At 58.7% G+C, this 23,379-nt stretch carries 17 protein-coding genes; 3 read left to right on the forward strand and 14 right to left on the reverse strand.

What is annotated here, in order from left to right; all coding sequences use genetic code 11:
* Nucleotides 1-102 precede the first annotated feature (102 nt).
* Genes RAC60_RS03200 through RAC60_RS03225 form a run of 6 tightly spaced genes read right to left on the reverse strand, consistent with a single transcriptional unit; the run spans nucleotide 103 to nucleotide 5,975 of the window.
* Nucleotides 103-897: an SDR family oxidoreductase gene (locus tag RAC60_RS03200; RefSeq protein ID WP_375092601.1), complete on the reverse strand. Its 795-nt coding sequence runs from the start codon at nucleotides 895-897 to the stop codon at nucleotides 103-105.
* Nucleotides 898-909: 12 nt separating this feature from the next.
* Complete coding sequence (locus RAC60_RS03205; RefSeq protein ID WP_172912406.1) at nucleotides 910-1,977, reverse strand: ABC transporter permease; 1,068 nt, start codon at nucleotides 1,975-1,977, stop codon at nucleotides 910-912.
* Between the two features lie 16 nt (nucleotides 1,978-1,993).
* Entirely contained in the window at nucleotides 1,994-3,520 is a 1,527-nt protein-coding gene (locus RAC60_RS03210) for a sugar ABC transporter ATP-binding protein (RefSeq protein ID WP_375092603.1), read from the reverse strand.
* A 10-nt stretch (nucleotides 3,521-3,530) separates the two neighbouring features.
* Nucleotides 3,531-4,142, reverse strand: a complete 612-nt coding sequence (locus tag RAC60_RS03215) for a DUF2291 family protein (protein WP_164481854.1) — start codon at nucleotides 4,140-4,142, stop codon at nucleotides 3,531-3,533.
* Between the two features lie 44 nt (nucleotides 4,143-4,186).
* Nucleotides 4,187-5,122 carry a D-ribose ABC transporter substrate-binding protein gene (locus RAC60_RS03220; protein WP_033741095.1) on the reverse strand — a complete coding sequence of 312 codons (936 nt, stop codon included), beginning with the start codon at nucleotides 5,120-5,122 and terminating at the stop codon, nucleotides 4,187-4,189.
* Nucleotides 5,123-5,177: 55 nt separating this feature from the next.
* Nucleotides 5,178-5,975 carry a GolD/DthD family dehydrogenase gene (locus RAC60_RS03225; protein ID WP_205951800.1) on the reverse strand — a complete coding sequence of 266 codons (798 nt, stop codon included), beginning with the start codon at nucleotides 5,973-5,975 and terminating at the stop codon, nucleotides 5,178-5,180.
* A gap of 343 nt (nucleotides 5,976-6,318) precedes the next feature.
* Here RAC60_RS03225 and RAC60_RS03230 point away from each other — a divergent pair, with 343 nt between their 5' ends.
* The gene (locus RAC60_RS03230) at nucleotides 6,319-7,131 is read left to right on the forward strand and encodes a DeoR/GlpR family DNA-binding transcription regulator (protein ID WP_033741089.1); all 813 of its coding nucleotides are present in this window, start codon (nucleotides 6,319-6,321) and stop codon (nucleotides 7,129-7,131) included.
* 34 nt (nucleotides 7,132-7,165) lie between these two features.
* Here RAC60_RS03230 and cobA read toward each other — a convergent pair whose 3' ends face one another.
* The 8 genes from cobA to RAC60_RS03270 all read right to left on the reverse strand — a co-directional run bounded on the left by cobA (nucleotide 7,166) and on the right by RAC60_RS03270 (nucleotide 19,943).
* Nucleotides 7,166-7,996, reverse strand: a complete 831-nt coding sequence (cobA, locus tag RAC60_RS03235; protein WP_039340685.1) for a uroporphyrinogen-III C-methyltransferase — start codon at nucleotides 7,994-7,996, stop codon at nucleotides 7,166-7,168.
* Entirely contained in the window at nucleotides 7,993-10,614 is a 2,622-nt protein-coding gene (locus tag RAC60_RS03240) for a molybdopterin-dependent oxidoreductase (RefSeq protein WP_375092606.1), read from the reverse strand. The genes cobA and RAC60_RS03240 overlap by 4 nt, the downstream gene beginning before the upstream one ends.
* Nucleotides 10,611-14,684, reverse strand: coding sequence for a nitrite reductase large subunit NirB (gene nirB / locus RAC60_RS03245; protein WP_324028496.1), 4,074 nt, complete (start codon nucleotides 14,682-14,684; stop codon nucleotides 10,611-10,613). Before nirB ends, RAC60_RS03240 begins: the two co-directional genes overlap by 4 nt.
* A 10-nt stretch (nucleotides 14,685-14,694) precedes the next feature.
* Nucleotides 14,695-15,483 carry an ABC transporter ATP-binding protein gene (locus RAC60_RS03250; protein ID WP_375092608.1) on the reverse strand — a complete coding sequence of 263 codons (789 nt, stop codon included), beginning with the start codon at nucleotides 15,481-15,483 and terminating at the stop codon, nucleotides 14,695-14,697.
* 10 nt (nucleotides 15,484-15,493) lie between these two features.
* Nucleotides 15,494-16,366: a nitrate ABC transporter permease gene (gene ntrB / locus RAC60_RS03255; protein WP_006118920.1), complete on the reverse strand. Its 873-nt coding sequence runs from the start codon at nucleotides 16,364-16,366 to the stop codon at nucleotides 15,494-15,496.
* On the reverse strand, nucleotides 16,366-17,628 hold the full coding sequence (locus RAC60_RS03260) for a CmpA/NrtA family ABC transporter substrate-binding protein (RefSeq protein ID WP_205950079.1): 1,263 nt from the start codon (nucleotides 17,626-17,628) through the stop codon (nucleotides 16,366-16,368). Before RAC60_RS03260 ends, ntrB begins: the two co-directional genes overlap by 1 nt.
* Before the next feature lie 260 nt (nucleotides 17,629-17,888).
* Nucleotides 17,889-19,112, reverse strand: coding sequence for a nitrate regulatory protein (locus tag RAC60_RS03265; RefSeq protein WP_006118918.1), 1,224 nt, complete (start codon nucleotides 19,110-19,112; stop codon nucleotides 17,889-17,891).
* 633 nt (nucleotides 19,113-19,745) lie between these two features.
* Entirely contained in the window at nucleotides 19,746-19,943 is a 198-nt protein-coding gene (locus RAC60_RS03270; protein WP_133745185.1) for a hypothetical protein, read from the reverse strand.
* 109 nt (nucleotides 19,944-20,052) lie between these two features.
* Here RAC60_RS03270 and icmH point away from each other — a divergent pair, with 109 nt between their 5' ends.
* Both icmH and tssM read left to right on the forward strand, forming a co-directional pair.
* The gene (icmH, locus tag RAC60_RS03275) at nucleotides 20,053-21,270 is read left to right on the forward strand and encodes a type IVB secretion system protein IcmH/DotU (protein ID WP_033741082.1); all 1,218 of its coding nucleotides are present in this window, start codon (nucleotides 20,053-20,055) and stop codon (nucleotides 21,268-21,270) included.
* Nucleotides 21,270-23,378, forward strand: coding sequence for a type VI secretion system membrane subunit TssM (gene tssM, locus RAC60_RS03280; RefSeq protein WP_033741079.1), 2,109 nt, complete (start codon nucleotides 21,270-21,272; stop codon nucleotides 23,376-23,378). Before icmH ends, tssM begins: the two co-directional genes overlap by 1 nt.
* The last annotated feature ends 1 nt before the right edge of the window (nucleotide 23,379 follow it).

Raw genomic sequence — 23,379 nt, forward strand, 5'->3', positions numbered from 1 at the left:
GATTAATGATTTGAAGCGATATTTGTGCTCAGCGAAGCGGCAAACCCCGCATGAAACGGGGTTAAGATAACCCTTCACCGACGTAACGCGCCGGGGAAAACATCAGGAGAAAATCAATCCGCCGTCCACATTGATCGTTTGCCCGGTAATATAGCGCGCATCATCCGAGGCCAAAAACGCCACCAGCCCGGCCACATCCTGCGGCTGTCCGGCGCGCTTCAACGGAATTGTGTCGACCCACTCCGCCATCAGTTCGCTTTTGCCATAGGTTTTCTTATCGCTGCTGAGAATGGCCCCCCAGGCCCGATCGTTGTAATCCCACATTTCACTTTCAATAATGCCCGGGCAAAACGCATTCACGGTAATGTTCCAGCGCGCCAGTTCCAGTGCCAGACTTTGTGTAATACCGATTACCCCCATTTTACTGGCGGCGTAATGCGGCGTGTAGATAAAGCCTTTGCGTCCCTGGCCGGAGGACGTATTGATCAGGCTGCCGCCGTTTTGCTGCACCATGTATTTGGCCGCCTCACGACAGCACAGCCAGACACCGGTGGTATTGACGGCGAGCACGCGCTCGAAATCGCTTTTCGGCAGCGCATCAAACGCATCAATGGTGATAATCCCTGCGTTTTGAATCGACACGTCAATGCCGCCAAAACGTTCTGCGGCCTGCCGATACAGGCGTTGTACCTGCGCTTCATCCGTGACATCCGCCTGCAGGGCCATGATAGCGGCCCCGGTGGCGCGAAGACTGTCGGCCGTGGCAAATACCCGATCAGCATTGGAGACCATCACAAGGTTTGCGCCGTCCTGGGCAAAGCGGGCGGCGATGCCGGCACCAATCCCACGGCAGGCGCCGGTGATCACCACGGTTTTTCCACTAAAATTGCGGTTCATGCTGCTCCCCTGTTATCCATGACTGATATCAGCCCGTGGCGTGACCGGCTGCTTTTTTTCATGACGACGCAGCAGTATCACTTTGCTCTGCAGGCGCTGCTGGAACTGGTCAATCACCACGGCGGTCACTATCACCACGCCCTTGATCACCATTTGCCAGAAATCACTGACGCCCATCATGACCATGCCGTCAGCCAGAAAGACGATAACAAAGGCCCCGATGATTGAGCCGGAGAGACGACCGCGTCCCCCCGCCAGCGCGGTACCGCCCAGCACCGTGGCACCGATAGCATCCATTTCAAACATATTGCCGGTCATCGGATGCGCAGTCTGTAACTGGGAGGCAACGATCAGGCCGACCAGTGCGGCACACAGGCCCGAAAAGGCATAGACGAATACTTTCACTTTGATAATCGGCACACCGGCCAGCCTTGCGGCCGGTTCATTGCCGCCCGTCGCATAGATGTAGCGACCAAGCGGCGTTTTACGGGTGAGATAAAGGCCAAGCAGCAGGAAGCCGATCATCAGCCAGATCGGAATGTACACGCCCAGGAAGGTGCCCGATCCTAACCACGCGAAGCCGGTGTTGCCTAACGCAGGCAGGCCCACCAGGTTGGCATAGGTCGCGCCATCGTTAAACAGCAGCGCCGCGCCGCGGGCGACATACATCACGCCTAGGGTACAGATGAAGGGGGCGACGCCCAACCGGGTAATTATCGTCCCGTTAAGCATGCCCACCAGCACACCAAACAGCGCTACCACCAGAATCACCTCCGGCACGTTCAGAAAGAGCCGGTTCCCGTGCCATAACGGGATGCCTGCGGTCAGCAACGCCCCCGCGACCATACCGCAGATACCGGCAACCGCGCCCACCGAGAGATCAATGCCGCCGGTCAGGATCACCAGCGTCATGCCAATCGCCAGCAGGCCGGTAATCGCCACATGCTGCGTCATGATCAGTACGTTAGAGGGCGTCAGAAAATTCGGTACCATGACGCTAAAGAAACCGACGACGATCAGTAAGGCAATAAAGGTACGCGCCTTGAGCATATACATATAAAGCAGATATTTTTGGTTCATGGAGTTCTCCGGCACCTCAGGCTTGCGGGGTTGACGCGCTAATCAGTTTTTCGCGCGTGGCATCCGCGCGGGGAAGATCGGCAGTAATACGGCCGTCGGCCATCACCAGAATGCGATCGGCCAGCGCCATGACCTCATCCAGTTCAGACGACGAAAACATGACCGCCAGCCCCTGTTGCGCCAGCTGACCAATCAGGTGGTACACATCGGTTTTGGCGCCCACATCAATGCCGCGCGTGGGTTCATCGAGCAGGACGACCTGAGGACCGGTCATCAGCGCTTTGCCCAGCACCACTTTCTGTTGGTTGCCGCCGCTCAGCGAGGTGATGGGCAGTTCGCTGTCGCTGACTTTAATGGCCAGCTGCCGAATCATCTCATTCACCCGCTGCTGCTCCCGTTCAGGGTTTATGAGGCCCAGCGCGCGTCGAAACCCGCGCAGGCTGAGATCGGACAACGTCATGTTGGCGGTGATCGACATCAACCCCACGAAGCCTTCGCCCTTGCGATCCTCTGGCACCAGCGCAATCCCACGCCTGAGCCGCTGCTGAAAATTACAGGTATCCAGTCGCTGCTCACCCAGACAGATATGCCCGTCCTGACAGGGCTGTAGCCCGATCAGACCTTTAAACAGCTCCGTTCGCCCGGCACCCAGCAGACCATAAATCCCAATCACCTCGCCTTTGCGCAGGCTAAAACTGACTGCATTCAGGCGGTAACCGCCGTTCTGATGCAGCGCCGTCAGCCCGTCGACTTTCAGTACCGTTTCGCCCTGTACGGCAGGCTGATAGTCGAAGTGTTTTTTCTTGTCGCCCACCATTTGCGCAATGATCCAGGGCACGCTGGCCTCGCGCACCTCCCGTTCCGCAATAAAGCGCCCGTCCCGGAAAATGGTGATGTGGTCGCCAATTTCCATCAGTTCTTCCAGCCGATGGGAGATATAAATGATGGTGACGCCACGTCGCTTGAGTTGCTCAATCACGTTGAACAGCACTTTGACTTCCGACTGACTCAGGGCGCTGGTGGGTTCGTCCATGATCAGCACGCGCGTGTCCTTTGACAGCGCCCGGGCGATCTCTACCAGTTGTTGATGACCAATGCCTAACTCATCCAGCGGCGCACAGGGATCGACGTCCAGCTCCAGCCGCTCCAGCAGCGCCTGGGCCAGCTGATACTGGTACTTTTCATTGATGACGCCGCGCTGAAAGAATTCGTTGGCGATAAAGATGTTGTCCATCACGTTCATATTGGGGAACAGGTTCAGTTCCTGAAAAATAATGCTGATGCCCAACTTCTCAGCCTGATGAGTGGAACTGAGCGTAACCGGCTTGCCATCCAGCCAGATTTCACCTGATGAGGGCGTTTCAACCCCCGCCAGCATCTTCATCATGGTGGATTTGCCTGCGCCGTTCTCCCCGATCAGCACATTTACTTTGTTGCGATACACCCGATAATTGACCTGATCCAGCGCGGTCACACCGGGATACACGCGTGACAGGCCACGCGTTTCAATAATGACGTCGTCTTGCGGTTGCGCTTCAGGCATGATCACCTCCTCACTGACGCGTAATCTGGGCTGGCGTGATAGCAGGAAGGGCGCGCGGAATATCCCAACTACTGAACACCCCTACCACCTGGACGTGATCACCGGTTTTGATATGGCTGTCCTTCATCATGTTGACGGCCTGCTGATTAATGGCTTTGCCAAAATCACTGAACAGGTCCTGATTGTTGAAGTCCTGATAGCTGATGCCTTTATACGCATCCCGCAGCGCCGTACCACGAATAATCGGGCCCGTCTGAATAGTGACAGTGTCACCCGATGCATCTTTGACTTTCATTTTGCCGTTGCGCGAGGTGGTCTCCAGCGCCGTGACATCGCCGCTGACACTGACGCTAAAGACACAGGGGTTTTCGCTTTGTGAGCGATAGCCGAGCGCCTTACAGGCGCTGTCCAGATCCTTCTCTGCCTGCAGCCGCTGCATCAACTCGCCCAGCGGTCTGGCCTGAGCGACGATCTGCGGAACCAGCTTCTGCTGCCAGAGGGCGTGGATGTTGGCCATGTGCGGATTGGGGGGATTCTTGAGATCGGCCAGTTCCTGCTGCGAGACAATACGGCAGCCACTCAGCGCGGCAACCACCAGTATCAGACAGAGTCGGTTGTACATACATTCTCCCTGGCGCCCGTAAAGACGGGCGCAATACGCGTGAATTACGACTTGTAGTTAAAATCTTGTACGTTTTTGGCATTGTCTGGCGTGATCAGAATGCCGCGGAACATCACACGTTGTTTCTCCGGCTTGACGCCCTTCTGGATGTAGTTATCCAGGTCAGTCATGCCCTGCGCGGCAATCGCCTGGGCCTGCAGCATGACGGTGGCTTTTAAGGTCCCGGCTTTCACCGCATCACGCTCGTCATTGCTGCCGTCAATCCCGACCACGACCACATCGTTGCGGCCTGCCGCTTTCAGTGCGGCAATCGCGCCCAGCGCAACCGGACCATTACCGCAAATCACCCCTTTTACGTCCGGGTGGGCCTGTAAAATGCTGTCCATGATGCGTTTGCCGTCGATAAGCGTGCCCTTGGCATCCTGACGGGCGATGCTTTGCATATCGGGATACTGTTCCAGTACCTGGTGGAAGGATTTTGAACGGGTGACGCAGTTATTGTCTGCGAGGTTACAGGTCAGCTCGGCATACTTGCCTTTCTCACCCATTTTCTCGACAAACACGTTGGCCACATCCGAACCGGCCTGAAAATTGTTATGGGTGATTTGTTCCAGCGCCACATCGTCTACCGGGATTTCGCGATTGATTAACACCACCGGTATCCCGGCGTCTTTCGCTTTCTTAATGGCCGCGACGCTGGCTGTCGAGTCCGCGTTATCCAGAATGATGCCCTGCACTTTTTTGCCGATGGCCGCATCGATCAGCTCATTTTGTTTTTTGACATCCTCACCATGAGACAGCACCGAGGTTTTGTAGCCCAGTTCCTGCGCTTTCAGATTGGCCCCCTTCGCTTCTGAGGCGTAATAGGGATTATCCAGGGAGTTAACCAAAATCATGATGGTGCCCTTTTCCACGGCAAGCGCCGCGTGGGAAAACAGGCAGGCGGCAATCGAAGTACAGAGCAACGTCGTTTTTTTCATGGTGATGTCTCGCTATTATCGTTGTGGCAGGGAAAAGATGACGGGGCCGGTCGCCTTACCAGATGGTGAATCCACCGTCGATCATCAGGTCAGCACCGGTGATCATGTCGCTGCCATTGCTGGCAAAGAACAGGACGGCGGCGGCAATTTCGTCGGTATAGGCAAAGCGGCCTAAGGGGATGAGTTTTTTCATTTCTGTGCCCTTCTCACCGCGCCAGGCTTTTTCGCCCATGGGCGTCAGTACCACCGTCGGTGATAAGGTATTGACGTTAATGCGGTGCGGGGCGAACTCTTTCGCCATCACCTTTGTCATACCCAGCAGGCCAGCTTTCGCCGAGGTATAGGCCACATGGTTGTCGATAGCGATGGAGGCCGCCTGAGAGGCGATATTAATAATCTTGCCGCCGTTGCCAGCCCGGACCATGCGTTTCGCCACTGCCTGCGAGCACAGAAAAGGCCCGGTCAGATTGACGGCGATCTGCTTTTGCCATTCCGCAAATTCGGTGTCCAGCACCGGCTGGAGCATCACATAGCCCGCGCAGTTCACCAGAATGTCGATATATCCGTAGTGGTTTTCCACCTCCCCGAACGCCCGTTCAACGTCGGCAGGTTCCGTCACATCACAGCACACCAGCTGCACCGGCTGACCGGCGAACGTCTCACGCAGGTGTTCCGCTTTTTCGGCTTCAAAAGGCGGATAAAGCAGCGCCAGGCGAGCCCCTTTCTTCAACAGCATCTCGTTACTGGCCATGGCAATGCCGCCCAGGCCGCCCGTCACCACGGCTACTTTGCCGCTGAGATCCATGTTGTTGTCTACGCCATAACGCAGGTTAACGTCATATTCACTGCTCATCCGACTGTCCTCTCAGGTTTTTAATTCCCCACAATCATTTTCGAACAAAAATATATGCTATCGAATTGATGGTTAATGTGGCTAAGATCAAATTTCGCGAAAATGCCCTTCAGGCAGCGACAGCCCGTTAAAATCCCGTGATCCAGATTACAGATCCCGTGAAACAGGCGGTGCAAACGGTGACAGGGTGAGAGACAGGAGGCGACAATAAGTCACATTCATTTTCGTTCGAAAACAAACAGAGAATCGGCGCTCACTCGCCAACGCGAAACCGGCAAGGTAAACTCTTTCACAGCGCGTGAATGCACGAAGCCCGATGCAAGTAAAAGAGGGAGCATTTCGATTGAAAAGCAAAACTGAGCAGTTAGCTGAAATGCAGCAGCGGCGTGAAAAGATTTTAGAGATGATTCGGGAAGACGGCACGGTAACGGTTAAAGCGTTAACCCAAACCTTTGGGCTTACCGAGGCCACGCTGCGGACCGACCTGCGCATGCTGCAAAAACAGGGATTTGTACAACGCTATCATGGTGGCGCAACGCTGATGACCGGCAAGCAGAACACCGGCCTGTTGCAGCTTGAACGTCAGACGCATCTGGAAGAGAAAGACGCCATTGGTCGTCTGGCCGCACAGCACATCGAAAATGGCGATACGGTGATTTTCGATTCCGGTACGACAACGACGGCAATTGCCGATGCCATCAGCCACATTCGCCGTCTGTCTGTGGTCACCACCGCCGTCAACATCGCCCTGAAACTGGGCGGTGAGCCCGGCATTAATGTGTTGCTGACAGGCGGCACCTTTAAGTTTCCGACGCTGTCAACGTCGGGCGAGAAAGCGGCCAGCTTTTTTGAAAATGTGCTGGCGGAAAAGCTGTTTCTCGCCACCGCCTGTATTTCGCCGCGGCTGGGCCTGAGCTTTCCCAGTGAAACCGATATTAAAGTGAAAATGGCGATGATTAACTCCGCCAGTACCGTTTATGTCGTGGCGGACTCCAGCAAAATCGACAAGGTCTCGATGTTTGCCCTGCCCTGCGACTGGAGCCACATCCACTATCTGATCACCGACAGTGGGATCAGCCCGTCGCATATTGCGGCCTTTGAAGCGCTGGGCGTCAGGGTGCTGGTTGCGCCTACTCCGACCCGCCGGTCAGGATAGTCTGTCCCTGATTTTTCCCCCGACGCCGTCATCGTCAGTGCGATGCCGTCACGCTCATCGCCGTCTCGCGCGGTTGGGCAGCCATAAGATCGGCACGGTAATAGCGCACCACGTCGCCCACAATCAGTAACGACGGTGACACCGGTTTTTGCTGTTCGACCGTATCAGGCAGCCCGGCCAGCGTGGTGATCAGCACCCGCTGGTCCCGGCGCGTACCGTTTTCAATGATTGCCACCGGCGTCGCCTCACTGCGGCCATATTCCCGTAACCGGGCGCTAATCACGCTGCTCCAGCTTAACCCCATGTAAAACACCAGCGTCTGATTGGTGGCGGTCAGCGCCGCCGCATCCAGCTGCGGTTCGCCGCTGCGCCCGTGCCCGGTGATAAAGCGCAATGACTGGGCGCAGTCACGGTGCGTCAGCGGAATACCGCTGGCAGCCGCACAGCCCACGGCGGCGGTAATGCCGGGTACCACCTCGCAGACAATATTCGCCTGCTGCAGGCTGACCATCTCTTCGCCGCCACGGCCAAAGATAAAGGGATCGCCGCCTTTTAACCGCACGACATTGCGCCCGCTGGCGGCCAGATCCACCAGCAGTTGATTGATCTGTGCCTGCTTCAGGCCGTGATGACCCGGCTGTTTACCGACGTCGATACAGAGCGCGCTGCTGGCGACTTCCGCCATCACCGCTTCGCTGACCAGGCGATCATAAACCACGACGTCCGCGCGTTGCAGCAGACGCAGCGCCTTGACTGTCAGTAGCTCCACATCCCCCGGCCCGGCCCCGACCAGCCAGACCTTGCCCGGGCTGGACGCGTTTTCCGGCGCCAGCAGTTTATCTAAAGCGTTGATCGCGATCGTCATTCTTCCTCCGGTACAGCAACGGAAAGCAAAAGGTGTTTTAGCTCCGGCAGACAGGAGCCGCAGTTAGTACCACAGTTGAGTGCGTTACCCAGTGCTTGGGTGCTGTGACAGCCCTGTTTAATCGCCTGTAAGATCGTGTTTTCTCCGACGCCAAAGCAGCTACAGATCGTCCGGCCAGCCACGGCACGTTGTGCCGATTGTCCCGCCAGCAGAGCATGCCGTTCCGCCGCATTCGCCGGCGCCTGGCGAAAAGCCTGCGCAACCCAGTCATGATCGATCGCGGGTAACGACGCGCCGGCATAAAAGGCCAGCTGCAGCTCACCGTTGCGCCAGGCCAGCAGGCGGTAATGCGGTTCCGCCGCGTGGGCGGTTTGCCGTTGCAGCCCGTCCAGCGGGATCGTTGCCGTGAGCCACTGTTCTGGCGAACCGTCTCCGGCCAGGCTAAAACGTTGCGCGCCCTCATAGGGTGTACGCGCCCAGTAGCGCAGCCCGTCAGGCGGGCTTACGTCGCGCTGCCAGAGCCAGCCCTGCCAGCGGGTGTGGAGCGGCTGGATACGTACGGCGGTTTGTTTAAAGGCAGGCTGTGCCGAGACCGGACAGCGGGTTGAGGCCACCAGCCCGCCGACCGTGCCCTGCAGGCTGAACTGTCGGTTCCAGTGCATAGGGACAAAGATCTCACCGCGTCGCAGACCGCTGTCCAGCGTCACGCGCACCGTCATCCAGCCCGCGTCGGACTGCACCCGTGCCAGTGCCCCCGCGCACAGGCCATAGCGTTGTGCGTCCTGCGGATGCAGTGCTGCAAACGGCTCATCACAATGCTGCATGAGTCGGGGAACCAGGCCGGTGCGTGTCATGGTGTGCCACTGATCGCGGATCCGTCCGCTGTTCATCAATAACGGATACGCCGCCCTGCACGTGACGGGCTGCGGCGTGGCCGGTGGCAACAGGCGGGCTTTACCATCAGGATGGTAAAAGTGCCGGTCGCTAAACAGCCGCGCGCAACCCTGGGGATAGCGGACGTTGACCGGCCACTGCACCGGCGTCAGCGCATCCCACTGTGCGTCGCTCATCCCGGCCAGACCGCTGATATCAAACGCGCGCTGGCCGTTGTTCTCAAACCCCGACAACGCCGCGTGTTCGCGGAAAATGGCTGCCGGGTGCGTCCAGGCAAAGCCTTCATGAAAGCCCAGACGCTGGGCGACCTGGGCGAGTAACCACCAGTCCGGTTTCGCTTCTCCGGCCGGGGGCATAAACGCGCGCTGGCGGGAAATCCGGCGTTCAGAATTGGTCACGGTGCCGTTCTTTTCCCCCCAGCCCTGCGCGGGTAGCAAAATATGCGCAAAGGCGGTGGTGTCCGTTTGCGCCAGTACGTCTGACACTATCACCAGCGGACAGGCAGCCAGCGCCCGGGCAATGCGATTGCCTTCTGGCATCGAAACCGCCGGATTGGTGCCCATAATCCATACGGCTTTGACCGCCCCGCGATCAATGGCGTCGAACAGATCGACCGCCGTCAGGCCGGGCTGACGCGCCATACGCGGACTGCGCCAGAAACGCTGTAAACGGTCGCAGTCTTCCGCAGTGAAACTCATATGAGCCGCCAGTTGGTTGGCCAGTCCGCCAACCTCCCGCCCGCCCATCGCATTCGGCTGTCCGGTCAGCGAAAACGGGCCGCAGCCGGGTCGGCCTATCTTGCCGCTGAGCAGATGCGCATTGAGAATGGCATTGTTGTTGTCACTGCCGCTTTGTGACTGGTTGATGCCCATACACCATAAGGTCAGTACGCGCTCATGCCGGGTAAACAACCGGTAGAACGCGGCGATCATGTCGTGGCTGATATCACAATGGGCTGCCACCGTCGCACAATCCCACTGCCGCGCGGCCTGTATGGTTGTGTCTACACCGTCCAGATGCGGCAGCATCGTGGCGTCAATGCCGCCATGCTGTTCCAGCCAGTGCAACAGGCCCGAAAACAGGGCCGGATCGCTGCCCGGCCGGAGCGGTAAATGCAGATCGGCGAATTCACAACTGGCCGTGCGGCGCGGATCGATCACCACAACCTGCATCTCAGGGCGCTGCGTTTTTGCCTGCTTCAAGCGCTGAAACAGCACCGGATGAGCCCAGGCGGCGTTCGAGCCGACCAGGATAACCACCTCGGCCTGATCCAGATCCTCGTAACAGCACGGCACGGCATCCGCGCCGAACGCCCGTTTATAGCCCGTCACCGCTGAGGCCATACACAGGCGTGAATTGGTATCGATATTGGCGACGCCGAGAAAACCTTTCATCAGCTTGTTCGCCACATAGTAATCCTCGGTCAGCAACTGGCCGGAACCGTAAAAAGCCACCGCCTCCGGGCCGTACGTATCGATAATCCTGCGCAGTCCGTCAGCCGCGGCATCCAGCGCCGTCTCCATGCTGACGCGCTGGTGATGAAGCTGAGGATGCAGCAACCGTCCGGCCTGTGTCAGGGTTTCGCCCAGCGCCGCGCCCTTCACGCACAGCCGCCCGGCATTCGCCGGATGACTGGCATCGCCCCGGACCTGAGCCGACGCGCTCTGCGACTGCGTGACCTCGACGCCGCAGCCCACACCGCAATAAGCGCAGGTGGTTTTCATGATGCCTGCGCCATCAGGTTAAGCGGACGGTTGGCGACCCACACCTGGCCGTTCTCCAGTTTGACCGGCCAGCAGCGCAGTTGATGCTGAGGGTTATCCAGGCTCTGTCCGTCCCGCAGGCGCACCCGCTGTTTGTAAAGCGGAGAGATCACCACCGGCTCCCCGGCAACATCGCCAAGGATGCCGCGTGACAGCACGCTGGCTTCGCTGCCTGGCTCACGATCCTCCAGCGCATAACAGTCATCACCCAGACGGAATAAGGCAATACGGACGCTGCCAAGACGGGCCCCGATGCCGGCCTCTGGCGGGATGGCCTCCAGTGGGCAGATTTCGCTCCAGGGTTCGGCGGGCAGATGCATCAGGGGAATACCGCTGGCCTTGTGGGGCTGGCGCTGTCCGCGCACGCGCGCATAGTGCAGCGTTTCATCCGGGTGATCGCTGTTCACTGTGGCGGTAAACAGCGCACGTCGCGAAGGATCGGCCAGCGTGGTCTGCCATTCGCACTGCCAGGTGTCCACCACCTGTTGCATGTCCTGTTCCAGCGTGGCGGCGATCCCCAGGCTGTCATGAATCACCACCTCACGCAGGTAGTCCAGCCCGCCCTCCATGTTATCCATCCAGACGCTGGTACGCTGCAGGCGATCCGCCGTGCGCACGTAGAACATCAGAATCCGGTCGACGTACCGGATCAACGTGTCATCGTCCAGATCGCTGGCAAACAGTTCCGCATGGCGTGGCTTCATGCCGCCATTGCCGCAGACATACAGGTTCCAGCCGTTTTCCGTGGCGATGACCCCGATATCTTTACTTTGCGCTTCCGCACATTCGCGGGTACAGCCGGACACGGCCATCTTGATCTTATGTGGTGCGCGCAGGCCCTTATACCGGTTCTCCAGCGCGATGGCGAAGGCGGTAGAATCCTGCACGCCATAACGACACCAGGTCGAGCCAACGCAGGATTTCACCGTACGCAGGGATTTTCCGTAGGCATGACCGGTTTCAAAGCCGGCTTCCAGCAGGGTTTCCCAGATAGCAGGCAACTGGTCCAGTCGCGCACCAAACAGATCGATACGCTGGCCGCCGGTAATTTTGGTATAGAGATCGTAACGCGCGGCCACTTCGCCGATGGCGATCAGGCCCTGTGGCGTGATCTCGCCCCCTGGCACCCGCGGCACTACCGAATAGGTGCCATCTTTCTGGATATTGGCAAAGTAACGGTCATTCGTGTCCTGTAAGGGTAAATGGGCCGGTTTCAGCAGGTAATCGTTCCAGCACGAGGCCAGCAGCGAACCCACCAGCGGTTTACATACCTCGCAACCACAGCCCCGTCCGTGGCTGGCCAGCAGCTCGTCAAAGGTTTTGATGCCATTGATACGGATCAGGTCATACAGCGCCTGACGGGAATAGGCGAAGTGCTCACAGATGTCTTTTTTAACGGCGACGCCCTGGTTTTCCAGCTGAAACTCCATCACCTGTTTTACCAGCGCAGCGCAGCCGCCACAGCCGGTTGCCGCTTTGGTGCAGCTTTTAATACTGGCCATCTCGCCACAGCCACTTTGCACCGCCTGGCAGATATCGCCTTTACTGACGTTATGACAGGAGCACACCTGGGCGCTGTCCGGCAGCGCAGCGACGCCCAACCCTTTGGCCGGCGCGCCATTTAATACAGGCAAAATCAGCGCTTCCGGTGCTGCCGGCAGCGGCATGTCATTTAACATCGTTTGCAGGAGGGTGGCATAGTCGCTGCTGTCTCCCACCAGCACGCCGCCCAGCAGTCGTGTATTGTCGGCGCTCACGACGATCTTCTTGTAAATGCCTTTTGGTCCATTGGCCCAGTGGTAGCTCAGGCTGCCCGGCGTTTTGCCGTGCGCATCGCCAAAGGAGGCGACGTCTACGCCCAGCAGCTTCAGTTTGGTGCTCATGTCGGCACCGGTGAACTGCGCGGGTTCGGCCGCCAGATGCCCGGCCAGCACTCGCGCCATCTGGTAGCCCGGCGCTACCAGGCCAAAAATCTGCCCGTTCCACAGCGCGCATTCGCCGATGGCATAAATGTCGCTGTCACTGGTCTGGCAATGGTCATTGATGGTAATGCCGCCGCGCGGCCCCACGCTGATGTCGGCACTGCGGGCCAGCTCATCACGCGGACGGATACCGGCAGAGAACAGCACCAGGTCGGTGGCCAGCTCGCCGCCATCGGCAAAGTGCAGCACCAGACTGCCGTCAGGCTGGCTGGCAATTTGTTCGGTCTGCTTCGCGGTATGTACCGTCACGCCCAGCGCGTCGATCTTTTGCCGCAGCATCAGCGCCCCGCCTTCGTCCAGTTGCACGGCCATCAGGCGCGGCGCAAACTCAACCACGTGGGTCTCCAGCCCAAGCTGCTTCAGCGCGTTGGCGGCCTCCAGGCCCAGCAGCCCGCCGCCGATCACCACGCCGCGCTGACTCTGGCGGGCACAGGCTGCGATGGCATCCAGATCGTCCAGCGTGCGGTAGACAAAGCAGCGCTCGCCGTCATGGCCGGGTACCGGGGGGACAAAGGCGCGCGAGCCGGTGGCCAGCACCAGCTTATCCCAGGCCAGCTCACGGCCCGCGCTGTCGCGCAGGCTGCGCTGCTGGCGATCGATCGCCTCTACCCGGCAACCGCTACGCAGTTCAATCGCGTTTTGGGCAAAAAATTCTTCGCTTACCAGCGACAACTGCGTGGCCGTTTTACCGGTGAAATACTCGGAAAGGTGAACCCGGTCGTAAGCCTGATAGCGCTCTTCGCCGTAAACCACCACGTGATAATGTTGATGCAGGTTACGATCGACCAGTTGCTCCAGAAAATGGTGGCTGACCATGCCGTGACCCACCACGGCTAATACAGGTTTCGTTTGGCTCATCACAGGGTTTCCTGCAGCCAGCGGCTGCGTTTCAGGTTCATCAAGGCCGAACAGCGTATTCACAGAAACCGGTCCGGCATTATGGAGTTGGTTCAGCAGCGCACCACTTTGCTGGCAGTCGCCATACAGCAGCACGCCCTTCAGCCGGCCGTCTTTGAGGAACAGGCGGCGATAGTGCCCGGCGATCGGGTCAAAACTAATGACAGACGGGGCTTCGCGAACGTCACCGGCGCTAAACAGGGAAATTCCGCTGACTTTGAGACGGGTGCCCGTGGCCGCGCTGTAGAAATCCGCCTGAGGCCGATCGGCCAGTTGCGCCGCCAGAATCTTCGCCTGGGCCAGACAGGGCGCGACCAGACCGAAGGTCTCGCCGCTGATTTCACAACATTCGCCTACGGCATAAATTCCCGCGTGCGCACTGCGCAACTGGCGATCCACCAGAATGCCGCGCTGGCAGGGAATCCCGGCGGCCTGCGCCAGGGCGATTGCCGGCTGGACACCAATGGCCATCACCACCTGCTGCGCCGCCAGCACCCGGCCATCGTGGAGGATCACGCTATCCGTCCGGATCGCCGCAAGGCTGGTATTCAGTTCACAGCGAATGCCGCGCGCCCGGAGCTGGGCCAGCAGTAATTCTCCTGCCCTGGCGTCCAGTTGTCTGTCCAGCAAACACGACTGTCGATGAAGCAGCGTAACCTGACGCCCCTGCGCCTGAAGGCCGGCGGCCGCTTCTATACCCAGAAAGCCCCCGCCGACCACCACGACCGGACCCTGCCCCGCCAGCAAAGTGTCCACATCCTGCAGCGTGCGAAAGGTGCTGACATGCGGCAGGTCGCTGCCTGGGACTGACGGCCGACAGGGCTGCGATCCGGTCGCCAGTACCAGGCGGTCCCAGTGCAGCAGGCGCTGGTCGGTGCGTAAGGTCCGCTCAGCAACATTCACCTGTTCCACCGTCTCTCCCGCCAGCAAGGTCACGCCGTGACGGTGATACCAGTCACGATCGTGGATCAGCGTTTGCGCAACGGTGGTTTCCCCGGCCAGCAGTGGCGACAACAGCACACGGTTATAGTTGCCGTGCGGCTCACGGCCAATCACGGTGATGTCGTAACGCGTCGGCGCCAGCTGCAACAGGGTTTCCACCATGTGCATGCCCGCCATCCCGTTACCCACAACCAGCAACCGTTGTCTCATGGTGTCGTCCTTATGCCGCCGAGGTCTGTTTTTCGTAGAGAAAATGCAGCACTTTCTGACGCAGCTGGTGATAACGCACGTCATCCGCCAGCGCCACGCGTGAACGCGGCCGGGCCAGGTCAATCGTCAGTATGTCGCCCACCTGCGCCGCCGGGCCATTGGTCATCATCAGCACCCGATCGGACAGCAACACGGCTTCATCCACATCATGGGTAATCAGGACGATGGTGGTGTTCAGCGCCTGCTGGATGCGCATGACGCTGTCCTGCAGATGCGCGCGCGTTAAGGCATCCAGCGCACCGAAGGGTTCGTCCAGCAGCAGCACGCGAGGTTTCATTGCCAGCGCGCGGGCGATGCCGACGCGCTGCTTCATGCCGCCGGAGATCTCGCCGGGGCGCTTATGCATGGCATGACTCATTTGCACCTGGTTGAGGTTGTGCTCGATCCAGTCACGTCTTTCGGCTTTGTTCATCTTGCTTTTGAACACCTGCTCGACCGCCAGCTCAACGTTTTGATACGCCGTCAGCCAGGGCAACAGAGAGTGGTTTTGGAACACAACGGCGCGCTCAGGGCCGGGGCCGGTGACTTCGCGGTTATCGCACAACAGGACGCCGCTGGTAGGCCGGGTTAAACCGGCGATCAGGTTGAGCAGCGTGGATTTGCCACAGCCAGAGTGACCGATCAGGCTCAGCGTTTCCCCCTGATGAAGATCAAAGCTGACATTATCGAGCGCCAGAAAATCGCCGCCGGAGGTGGTAAAACGCTGGCTGACCTGCTGTACACGAATGATAGGTTGCATAGTGTTCCCCTTATTTATCCCAGCTAAAACGACGCGCCAGCAGCATCAGTCCCTGCTCCAGTAGCAGGCCAACGACGCCAATCAGCAAAATGGCAATCAGGATGTTTTCAACATTGAGGTTGTTCCACTCGTTCCAGATCCAGAAGCCGATCCCCAGGCCGCCCGTCAGCATTTCGGCGGCCACGATCACCAGCCAGGCGATGCCAATCGACAGGCGGACCCCGGTCAGCACCGCTGGCAGAACGGCGGGAAACAGGATGCGGCGCAGGATGGTCCATTCCGACAGTTGCAGCACGCGCGCCACGTTGAGGTAATCCTGGGGAATGCGCTGTACGCCTTCTGCGGTATTGATAATCATCGGCCAGATGGAACAGATAAAAATGGTCCAGCTGGAGGCCGGTTCGGCGCGCTGAAACAGCAGCAGGCCGATAGGCAGCCAGGCCAGCGGGCTGACCGGGCGCAGTAGCGCGATAACCGGATTGAACATGCGTGCCACAAAGGTAAAACGCCCCAGCAGAAAGCCTGCGGGAATCCCCACCAGCGCGGCCAGACCAAAGCCGACAGCCACGCGCTGCAGCGAGGCCAGCACATTCCAGCCGATGCCCTGATCGTTGGGGCCGTTGTTATAGAACGGATCGGCGAACAGGACTTTCGCCGCCTCCCAGGTGGCGTACGGGCCGGGAAAGCCTTTGCTGGAAAGCGCCGCGATCTGCCAGATCAGGAGCAGAAGCAGCACACCGCACAGCGCGGGAATGGCACGCTGCAAAAACGGACGCAGGCGCGCAGGTGAACGCATCTTTTTTGGCGTAACCTGAAGGGGCACCACGGTAGCGTGGGTGGGCAGCGTCTCAGGCTGCGCCAGGGAGCGAGTCTGGGTTTTCATCACGACCTCTCTTTATGATTAATGGCAAAGCTGGCGGCGTAAGCGGCAGGATTCGTGCCATCCCATACCTTGCCGTCCATCAGGGTACTGCTGCGCATCTCACTGCCGGGCAACGTGACGTTGCCGACAGCGCTGGCAGCCTGTTTGTAGATATCGATCTGGTTGATCTGCTTTGCGACAGTCAGATAGTCCGGATCCTGGGTCAGCATCCCCCAGCGCTTAAGCTGGGTAAGGAACCACATACCATCGGACAGATACGGGAAACTGACGCTGCCGTCATGGAAGAAGCGCATCGCATGCGGGTCCTGCCATTTCTGTCCCAGCCCGTTTTCGTACTGGCCGAGCATGCGGCCTTGCAGAATCTCAGGTTTGGTGTTGATCCAGGCGCGCCCGGCCAGCACCTGCGCCGTTTCGCGGCGGTTATCATCGGAGGCATCGATCCAGCGTGCCGTCTCAAGGACAGCCGCCGTCAGCGCGCGCGCCGTATTGGGGTTCTCTTTCACCCACGCGGCGCGGGTGCCGAGAATTTTTTCGGGATGATCGGGCCAAATCTGCTGACTGGTGGCGACGGTAAAACCAATATCGTCGCTGATGGCGCGCTGGTTCCACGGCTCGCCCACACAGAAGCCGCTCATATTGCCAATCTTCATATTCATCACCATCTGCGGCGGCGGCACGACGACGGTGCGCACGTCATCAAACGGATTGATACCGGCATTCGCCAGCCAGTAGTACAGCCACATCGCGTGGGTGCTGGTCGGAAAGGTATGGGCAAAGGTGAGACTGCCTTTGGCCTGGCTGTCGATGGTCTTTTTCAGGCTGGCGGCATCGGTAACCTTCTGCGCTTTCAGCTGGTTCGACAGGGAGATCGCCTGGCCATTGTTATTGAGCGTCATCAGGTTCGCCATCGCATGCTGCGGGCCGGCAACGCCCAGTTGCAGGCCATAGATGAGGCTGTACAAAACGTGTGCCGCATCGAGCTCACCGGAGATCAGCTTGTCGCGGACGGCTGCCCAACTGGCTTCTTTACTGGGCTGTAGCGTCAGACCATATTTTTTGTCAAAGCCTTTCACCGAGGCCATGACGACCGGCGCACAGTCGGTCAGCGGAATAAATCCCACCCGCACGGTGGCTTTTTCTGGCGCATCGGAACCCGCCGCCCATACGGCGTTGCGCAATCCCGGCAACAGCCACAGCCCGCCAACGGCGGCGCTGGATAACAGCAGTTGACGACGAGACAGTGAAACTGGCGATTTGCTCATTTTTTGCCACCCTCAGGAAATAAAAAAAGGCGTCCTCTCCACTGCTTTCACAGGGAGATGGACGCCTTTATCCAAAGCACTCGCTTTACCGCCGTTGGCAAAGCAAATGCACACACTCAGTAAGGTAAAGCAAACCGCGTGCCAGCTTTGAAACGGTCCTGCGCGTGGCGCTTCAGGGTTTCCTCTGGCGAGTTTTTAACCGATTTTGCACATTGGTGACGCAGATCACGCACAAGCATTGTGCAGCTAACGCTTTCGAGTTACCTCTTCATCGTGGCGGCCACCGTGACGATCGCCTGAGCGATTTCCGGCAGCCGTTTGTTCTGATCCATCGCGCTTTTACGCAGCCGTTGCCAGGCGTGCTCTTCACTCAACCCATGCTGCTGCATCAGCCAGTTTTTAGCCTGGTCGAGCAGTTTGCGCTCTTCCAGCGTGGCGCGCAGAGTGGCCAGCTCATTGGCCTGATGCTGCAAACGCTGGGACTGCTCCGCGATCAACGACAGCAGCGAGCGACCGAGCTGGGGCGCCAGCCCGTCGCTGTTCAGCGCACCGGACTCGGCAGCCAGCCAGTCCGCCCCGGAGACATATAACGTAAAATTGCAGCCCGACTGTGCCACATGCAGGGGTTCAGCGGCCTGATGCTGTGCCAGTGCGATCGCCTCGCGGCAGCGCGACATCAGCGTGGCTGACAGCTGATCCTCCAGCAGTTTCATTTGATCGATACGCTGTGACAGCAGTGAAAACCAGTGCGGTGCGCCGCTGTCATCCCGCCGCCCGTCGGTACAGGCAATGCGCCGCAGTCGTTCAATCTCGCGACTGGCCTGCGCCAGCGGCTGCCAGTGATGCAAAACCGCCTCATCAGCAAACTGCTGGAACGTCGAAAAACTTTGCTCCTGTGCTTCAATTAAGGCCACCATGGCGCTGCGCTGCTCTGCGCTGAACTGGCCGGCGGCAAAGCCGGCCGCTCCCAGAGCGCGTTCCTGTCCCGCCAGCTCTTTGCCCTGCATAAAGCTGAACAGCGCAATGAGCGCGCGGGTAATGTCAGGATGGCTGGCGGTGTCGGCGGCTTCAAAGACCAGGTTCAGTAAGCTACGGATAATTGTGTTGAATGCCGCAACGGCCTGCGCGTGCACAATCTGTTGTTGCGTAATCTGCTGGCGCAACGCCGGTAACCCGGCCAGGGCCTGCAGCGCGGCAGCGATCAGGTTACAGAACCGGCTGTATCCCGGCTGGGCTTCGGCTTTGGGTAAGGCCTGGCAAAAATCCCGTTGGCAGCGCGTCACATCCTGCTCACTGGCGAGCCGCTGCTCACCGTAAAGCCGGCCTTCAGAACAAATCCACAGAGTGCTCGCCCCCCGCTCACGCTGAAGCTGATGCACCAGTTCGCTGACGGTGGTAATGAGTTTACCGGTCTGGCGAAGGCGTTGCAGGCTGGCAATATCGCTTTGCCGTGAGGCCTGCACCCAGCTCAGTGCGTCATCCATTGCTCACCCCCTTTTTGTACAAAAAAGGAGTCAAGCAAAAGCCGTGCCGTCTTTTCTTAGCCTGACGGCTTGTGCCGCACGTTCCGCCCTTTCCATCTCTCACTGCGGTGTAAAGTGGTTAATGCGGCTTATTCTTTTACCCAGGCCGCCGGGCCGTGGCAGGGATGAGATCACCCGCGTTTTTGAGGCGAAATGTCGCGAGTAATGCGCCCGATACTGCCCCGGAGGCGCCATCCCTGAAGCCCCTGCACAAGGAACGGGCTAAACGGCCACTACCATGCTATATCATTGGGTGCAATGGTTTGAATTCTCAAAAGTCTTAGGTAGACTGAGCGCTGTAAAGAGTGACCATGAGCGGCCTTGTCTCTGAACAGATCACCTGCCCGGCTCTGCGCCTCCCGATGAGGAGGTGCGATACGTGTGATAAACATCGTGCAGGCAGAGACACTGACGTGAGGAAAAGGGTGAAAAATCATTTAGCGTTTTGCCCGTTAGCTGCACATTTTTTGTCCGGCAGCAAAACGCCCCCTCCTCGGTCAATGCCGATTCGCCGGTGACGTGCAGTGGAACGTGCGCGCCCTGTTCGGGACATGCCCACCGCCTTTGCCTGAGTCAGGCCGCGCGGGCAAAGGCTCAACACAGCCCCGGTCCACCCCGACGTTGCCGATACGGATATGCCATTGCGGTGATGTCCGCGGGCAGGCTCCCGGCGAGGTTGAGCTGACCACCGGTGTGAACCGTCGTCCTGACGGTGACACGCGAGGCAGCACGCATTTGCATGGCCAGATAACTTAACCCCTGTGCGTTGACGTGGGTGGCGACAGCAGACACTGCGGTCCTGTCACGACGGCAACCTGGATCATGAACTGATGAAATTTAACCCCTGCCGTCCTGCGCATGCTGCCGGACGTGCAACGCAACGCGGGAAGTACACACAGCCATGAGCGTGGAATCTTCACCGCGTGAGGTGACGACCTCTGGTCGCGAAAATTTGTTACTCAAAGCGGCCGCGCCTCTGCTGAATGCGGTGGTGCAAATTCGTCAGGCTGCTACCCACGATGACCCGGCAGGTTTACGTCAGTCTCTGATTGATGAAATCCGCCTGTTTGAACAACGCTGCAAGCAGGCAGGCCTGCCGTTTGAGATGATCATCGGTGCACGGTACTGTGTGTGCAGTGCCCTGGATGAAGCCGCCGCGCAAACGCCATGGGGCACGCGCGGCGTCTGGTCCGGCAACGGCATGCTGGTGACCTTCCACAATGAAAGCTGGGGCGGCGAAAAGTTCTTCCAGCTGCTTTCACGCATTTCACAAAGCCCTCAGCAGCACCTTTGGCTGCTGGAAATTATTCATTACTGCCTGCTGCTGGGTTATGAAGGGCGTTACCGGGGCAGTGAAAAAGGCCGGGCGCAGTGCGACAGCCTGCGGGCAAGGTTAAAAGCGCTGATCGACGAAACCCGTGCGCAGCAAACCACGGAGTCCACGCCGCTGGTGCAGGTACATCCGCTGGTTAATACGCTGGCCCGTCCGATGGTGCCACTCTGGGCCTGTGCCATGCTGGTCGCCCTGATCGGCTGCCTGATTTACAGCGGACTCAACTGGCGGCTCGGCAACGCGGCTGAGCCTCTGCTGCGCAGTCTGTATAATATGCCGTTGCCACAAATCATGATGAATCGTCGCCCTTCTTCGCCACAGGCGCTGCTCGACTTACGTCAGCGGTTAAATGACGTGATCGCCGCCGGCCAGCTCGAAGTCAGCGACGGTGCGTTTGGCAGCAAAGTGATTATCCCGGCAGACAAGCTGTTTGCCGAACAGGGCACGGTGATTAATCCGGTGGGCCGGGCGCTTCTGGCGCGCGTCTCCGCAGCGATGAAAGACGTCAAAGGCACCATTCTGGTGTCGGTGTTTACCGACGATCAGCCTGTTGACGGCAGTCGGTTTGCCTCAAACTATGAATTCTCTTTCGCCCGTGCCCGGGCGATTAGCCAGTTACTGCAGGTGCAACTGGCCGATTCACACGTGCTCCGGTCAGAAGGCCGCGGCGACAGCGATCCGCTGCTGCCCAACGACAGTAGCGAGAACCGTACCCGTAATCGCCGTGTTGAAATTACGCTGTTTGCCGCACCTGAAACACTGAGTACTCACCAAGGAACACCCTGATGCGCGCTTCTTTCCGCTTATTCTTAACGCATCGGCTGCTGTGGAGCTTTATTGGCGTCACGGCACTGAGTTGCCTGCTGTGGATGCTGGGACCGCTTATCGCGTGGAATGAAACCCGCCCGCTTGAACCCGCTCTACACCGCAAGATTGTGGTCAGTCTGCTTTATCTTCTCTGGATTGGTTTCCAGCTAATTCCTGCGCTGTACCGTGCCTGGTTCAACAGTCGCCTGCTTGACCGGTTGCAGGTCGCAGAGAGCGACGATCCGGCGGAACGGCAGGCCACTGAGGCGCTGCTCAGCCAGCGCTTTAGTGAGGCGGCCATGCGCCTCAAGCGCACCCATTTTGGCCGACGCCAGGGCAGCCTGTGGGCACGGATTAACGCCAATTACCTCTATCAGCTCCCCTGGTATCTGATGATTGGTGCGCCGGGTGCTGGTAAAACCACCGCTCTGCTCAATGCCGGCCTGAAATTTCCCCTGACCGATACGTTCGGCAACGAGGCCGTTCGCGGCGTCGGCGGTACCCGGCACTGCGACTGGTGGTTCACCGACAGCGCCGTGTTGATCGATACCGCCGGGCGCTATGCGTTACAGGAAAGCCAGCGGGCACGCGATGCCAGCGAGTGGCAGAGTTTTATCAATCTGCTGAAGCGCTATCGGGCGCGGCAGCCGATCAACGGCGTCATCCTGACCATCAGCGTCGCGGATTTACTCAGCGATTCGGCTGAGGCGCGTTACGAACAGGCGAACGCGCTGCGCGAACGGCTGAACGAACTGCATCAGCACACCGGTATTCATTTTCCCGTCTATGTCATGGTGACCAAAACCGACCTGCTGAAAGGCTTTATGAGTTATTTCGGCAGCATGGAGAAGGCCCGCCGCGATGCTATCTGGGGCTTTACGTTTCCCTGGGAAGCCGGTAAGCCACACAAGCAGGACTGGCATCTTCACTTCGAGGGGCAGTTTACCCAGTTAGAACAGCAACTGCAGCAGCAACTGGCCGGGCAAATGACCCATGAGCGCGACCTCAATGAGCGGGCAGAATGTTTTCTGTTTCCGCAGGAGTTTGCTTCGCTGCGTCCCCTGCTCAGCGAATACCTGGACAGCATTTTTTCCCCGCGTTCTGAGACCGTGGCCTGGAATCCTCGTGGGCTGTTCTTTACCAGCGGTACACAGGAAGGTTTGCCTTTTGACCGCGTGATGGGCGAGCTGAGCCGCAAACTGCAACTGCGTCAGGCGGGGGCACACTCGATTGCCGCCTGGGATCGGGTCAACCGCAACAGCCCTATTCCCGGCAATAAAGGCCAGAGCTTTTTTATTCGTGATTTGCTGAGCAATCTGGTGTTTAAAGAAAGTGGCCTGGCGGGCAGCAATCGTCGCTGGGAATACCGTAATCAGCTCCTGCACTGGATTGGCTACGGTATGCTGGCCGGGGCGCTGGTAATCATGAGCGGACTGTGGTTGATCAGCTACTATCAGAACCAGCATTATCTGCAGCAGGTTACCGCGCGCGTACCGGCAATTTCTGCACAAAGTCAGCAAGTGATACATCAGCCCGCTGATAATATTTTTGATCTGCTACCCTTTCTGAATAACCTGGTGAAGTTACCGGTGTCCGACCAGTTTTCTCTCGATAATCCGCCGCTTACTATGCGGGCAGGCTTATATCGTGGCAATCAGGTCAGCGATGCCGCCTGGGCGCTTTATCAAAATGCGCTTAAGTCTTTACTGCTGCCCCGGGTCGCTCAGCAGATCACCAACCTGCTGCGTAACGATCCCGGTGATGACAATGAATACAGTCGTAATGCGCTCCGCGCTTATCAGATGCTGTATCAGCCCAGAAACTACGATGGGGAATTTCTACGGGCCTGGCTACTGCAAAATCTGCAGCGTTCGTTACCTGAAAAGGTCAGCGCGCGGGATTTGCAGCAGCTTGACTGGCATTTAAGCCAGCTACTCGATCAGCAAATTCAGTCTTCACCTTATGCGCGTGACAATGCGCTGATGATGCGCAAGCTGGCTGATAATTTGAACAATGCGGGGCGCGGCGGCGCGGTACTGGCGATTGCCCCCGCGAAGGCACAGCGCCCGACAACGCATAATCCATAAT

The sequence above is a fragment of the Pantoea sp. BR_17 genome (genome assembly GCF_041955125.1).
In the GTDB taxonomy this organism is placed as follows: domain Bacteria; phylum Pseudomonadota; class Gammaproteobacteria; order Enterobacterales; family Enterobacteriaceae; genus Pantoea; species Pantoea stewartii.

Coding starts and splice junctions, on each gene's coding strand:
- tssM (WP_033741079.1), top strand. CDS start 21,270: ATGCGCGCTTCTTTCCGCTTATTCTTAACGCATCGGCTGCTGTGGAGC.
- RAC60_RS03225 (WP_205951800.1), bottom strand. CDS start 5,975: ATGAGCAGTGAATATGACGTTAACCTGCGTTATGGCGTAGACAACAAC.
- nirB (WP_324028496.1), bottom strand. CDS start 14,684: ATGAGACAACGGTTGCTGGTTGTGGGTAACGGGATGGCGGGCATGCAC.
- RAC60_RS03250 (WP_375092608.1), bottom strand. CDS start 15,483: ATGCAACCTATCATTCGTGTACAGCAGGTCAGCCAGCGTTTTACCACC.
- cobA (WP_039340685.1), bottom strand. CDS start 7,996: ATGACGATCGCGATCAACGCTTTAGATAAACTGCTGGCGCCGGAAAAC.
- ntrB (WP_006118920.1), bottom strand. CDS start 16,366: ATGAAAACCCAGACTCGCTCCCTGGCGCAGCCTGAGACGCTGCCCACC.
- RAC60_RS03215 (WP_164481854.1), bottom strand. CDS start 4,142: ATGTACAACCGACTCTGTCTGATACTGGTGGTTGCCGCGCTGAGTGGC.
- RAC60_RS03200 (WP_375092601.1), bottom strand. CDS start 897: ATGAACCGCAATTTTAGTGGAAAAACCGTGGTGATCACCGGCGCCTGC.
- RAC60_RS03205 (WP_172912406.1), bottom strand. CDS start 1,977: ATGAACCAAAAATATCTGCTTTATATGTATATGCTCAAGGCGCGTACC.
- RAC60_RS03260 (WP_205950079.1), bottom strand. CDS start 17,628: ATGAGCAAATCGCCAGTTTCACTGTCTCGTCGTCAACTGCTGTTATCC.
- RAC60_RS03220 (WP_033741095.1), bottom strand. CDS start 5,122: ATGAAAAAAACGACGTTGCTCTGTACTTCGATTGCCGCCTGCCTGTTT.
- RAC60_RS03265 (WP_006118918.1), bottom strand. CDS start 19,112: ATGGATGACGCACTGAGCTGGGTGCAGGCCTCACGGCAAAGCGATATT.
- RAC60_RS03210 (WP_375092603.1), bottom strand. CDS start 3,520: ATGCCTGAAGCGCAACCGCAAGACGACGTCATTATTGAAACGCGTGGC.
- icmH (WP_033741082.1), top strand. CDS start 20,053: ATGAGCGTGGAATCTTCACCGCGTGAGGTGACGACCTCTGGTCGCGAA.
- RAC60_RS03240 (WP_375092606.1), bottom strand. CDS start 10,614: ATGAAAACCACCTGCGCTTATTGCGGTGTGGGCTGCGGCGTCGAGGTC.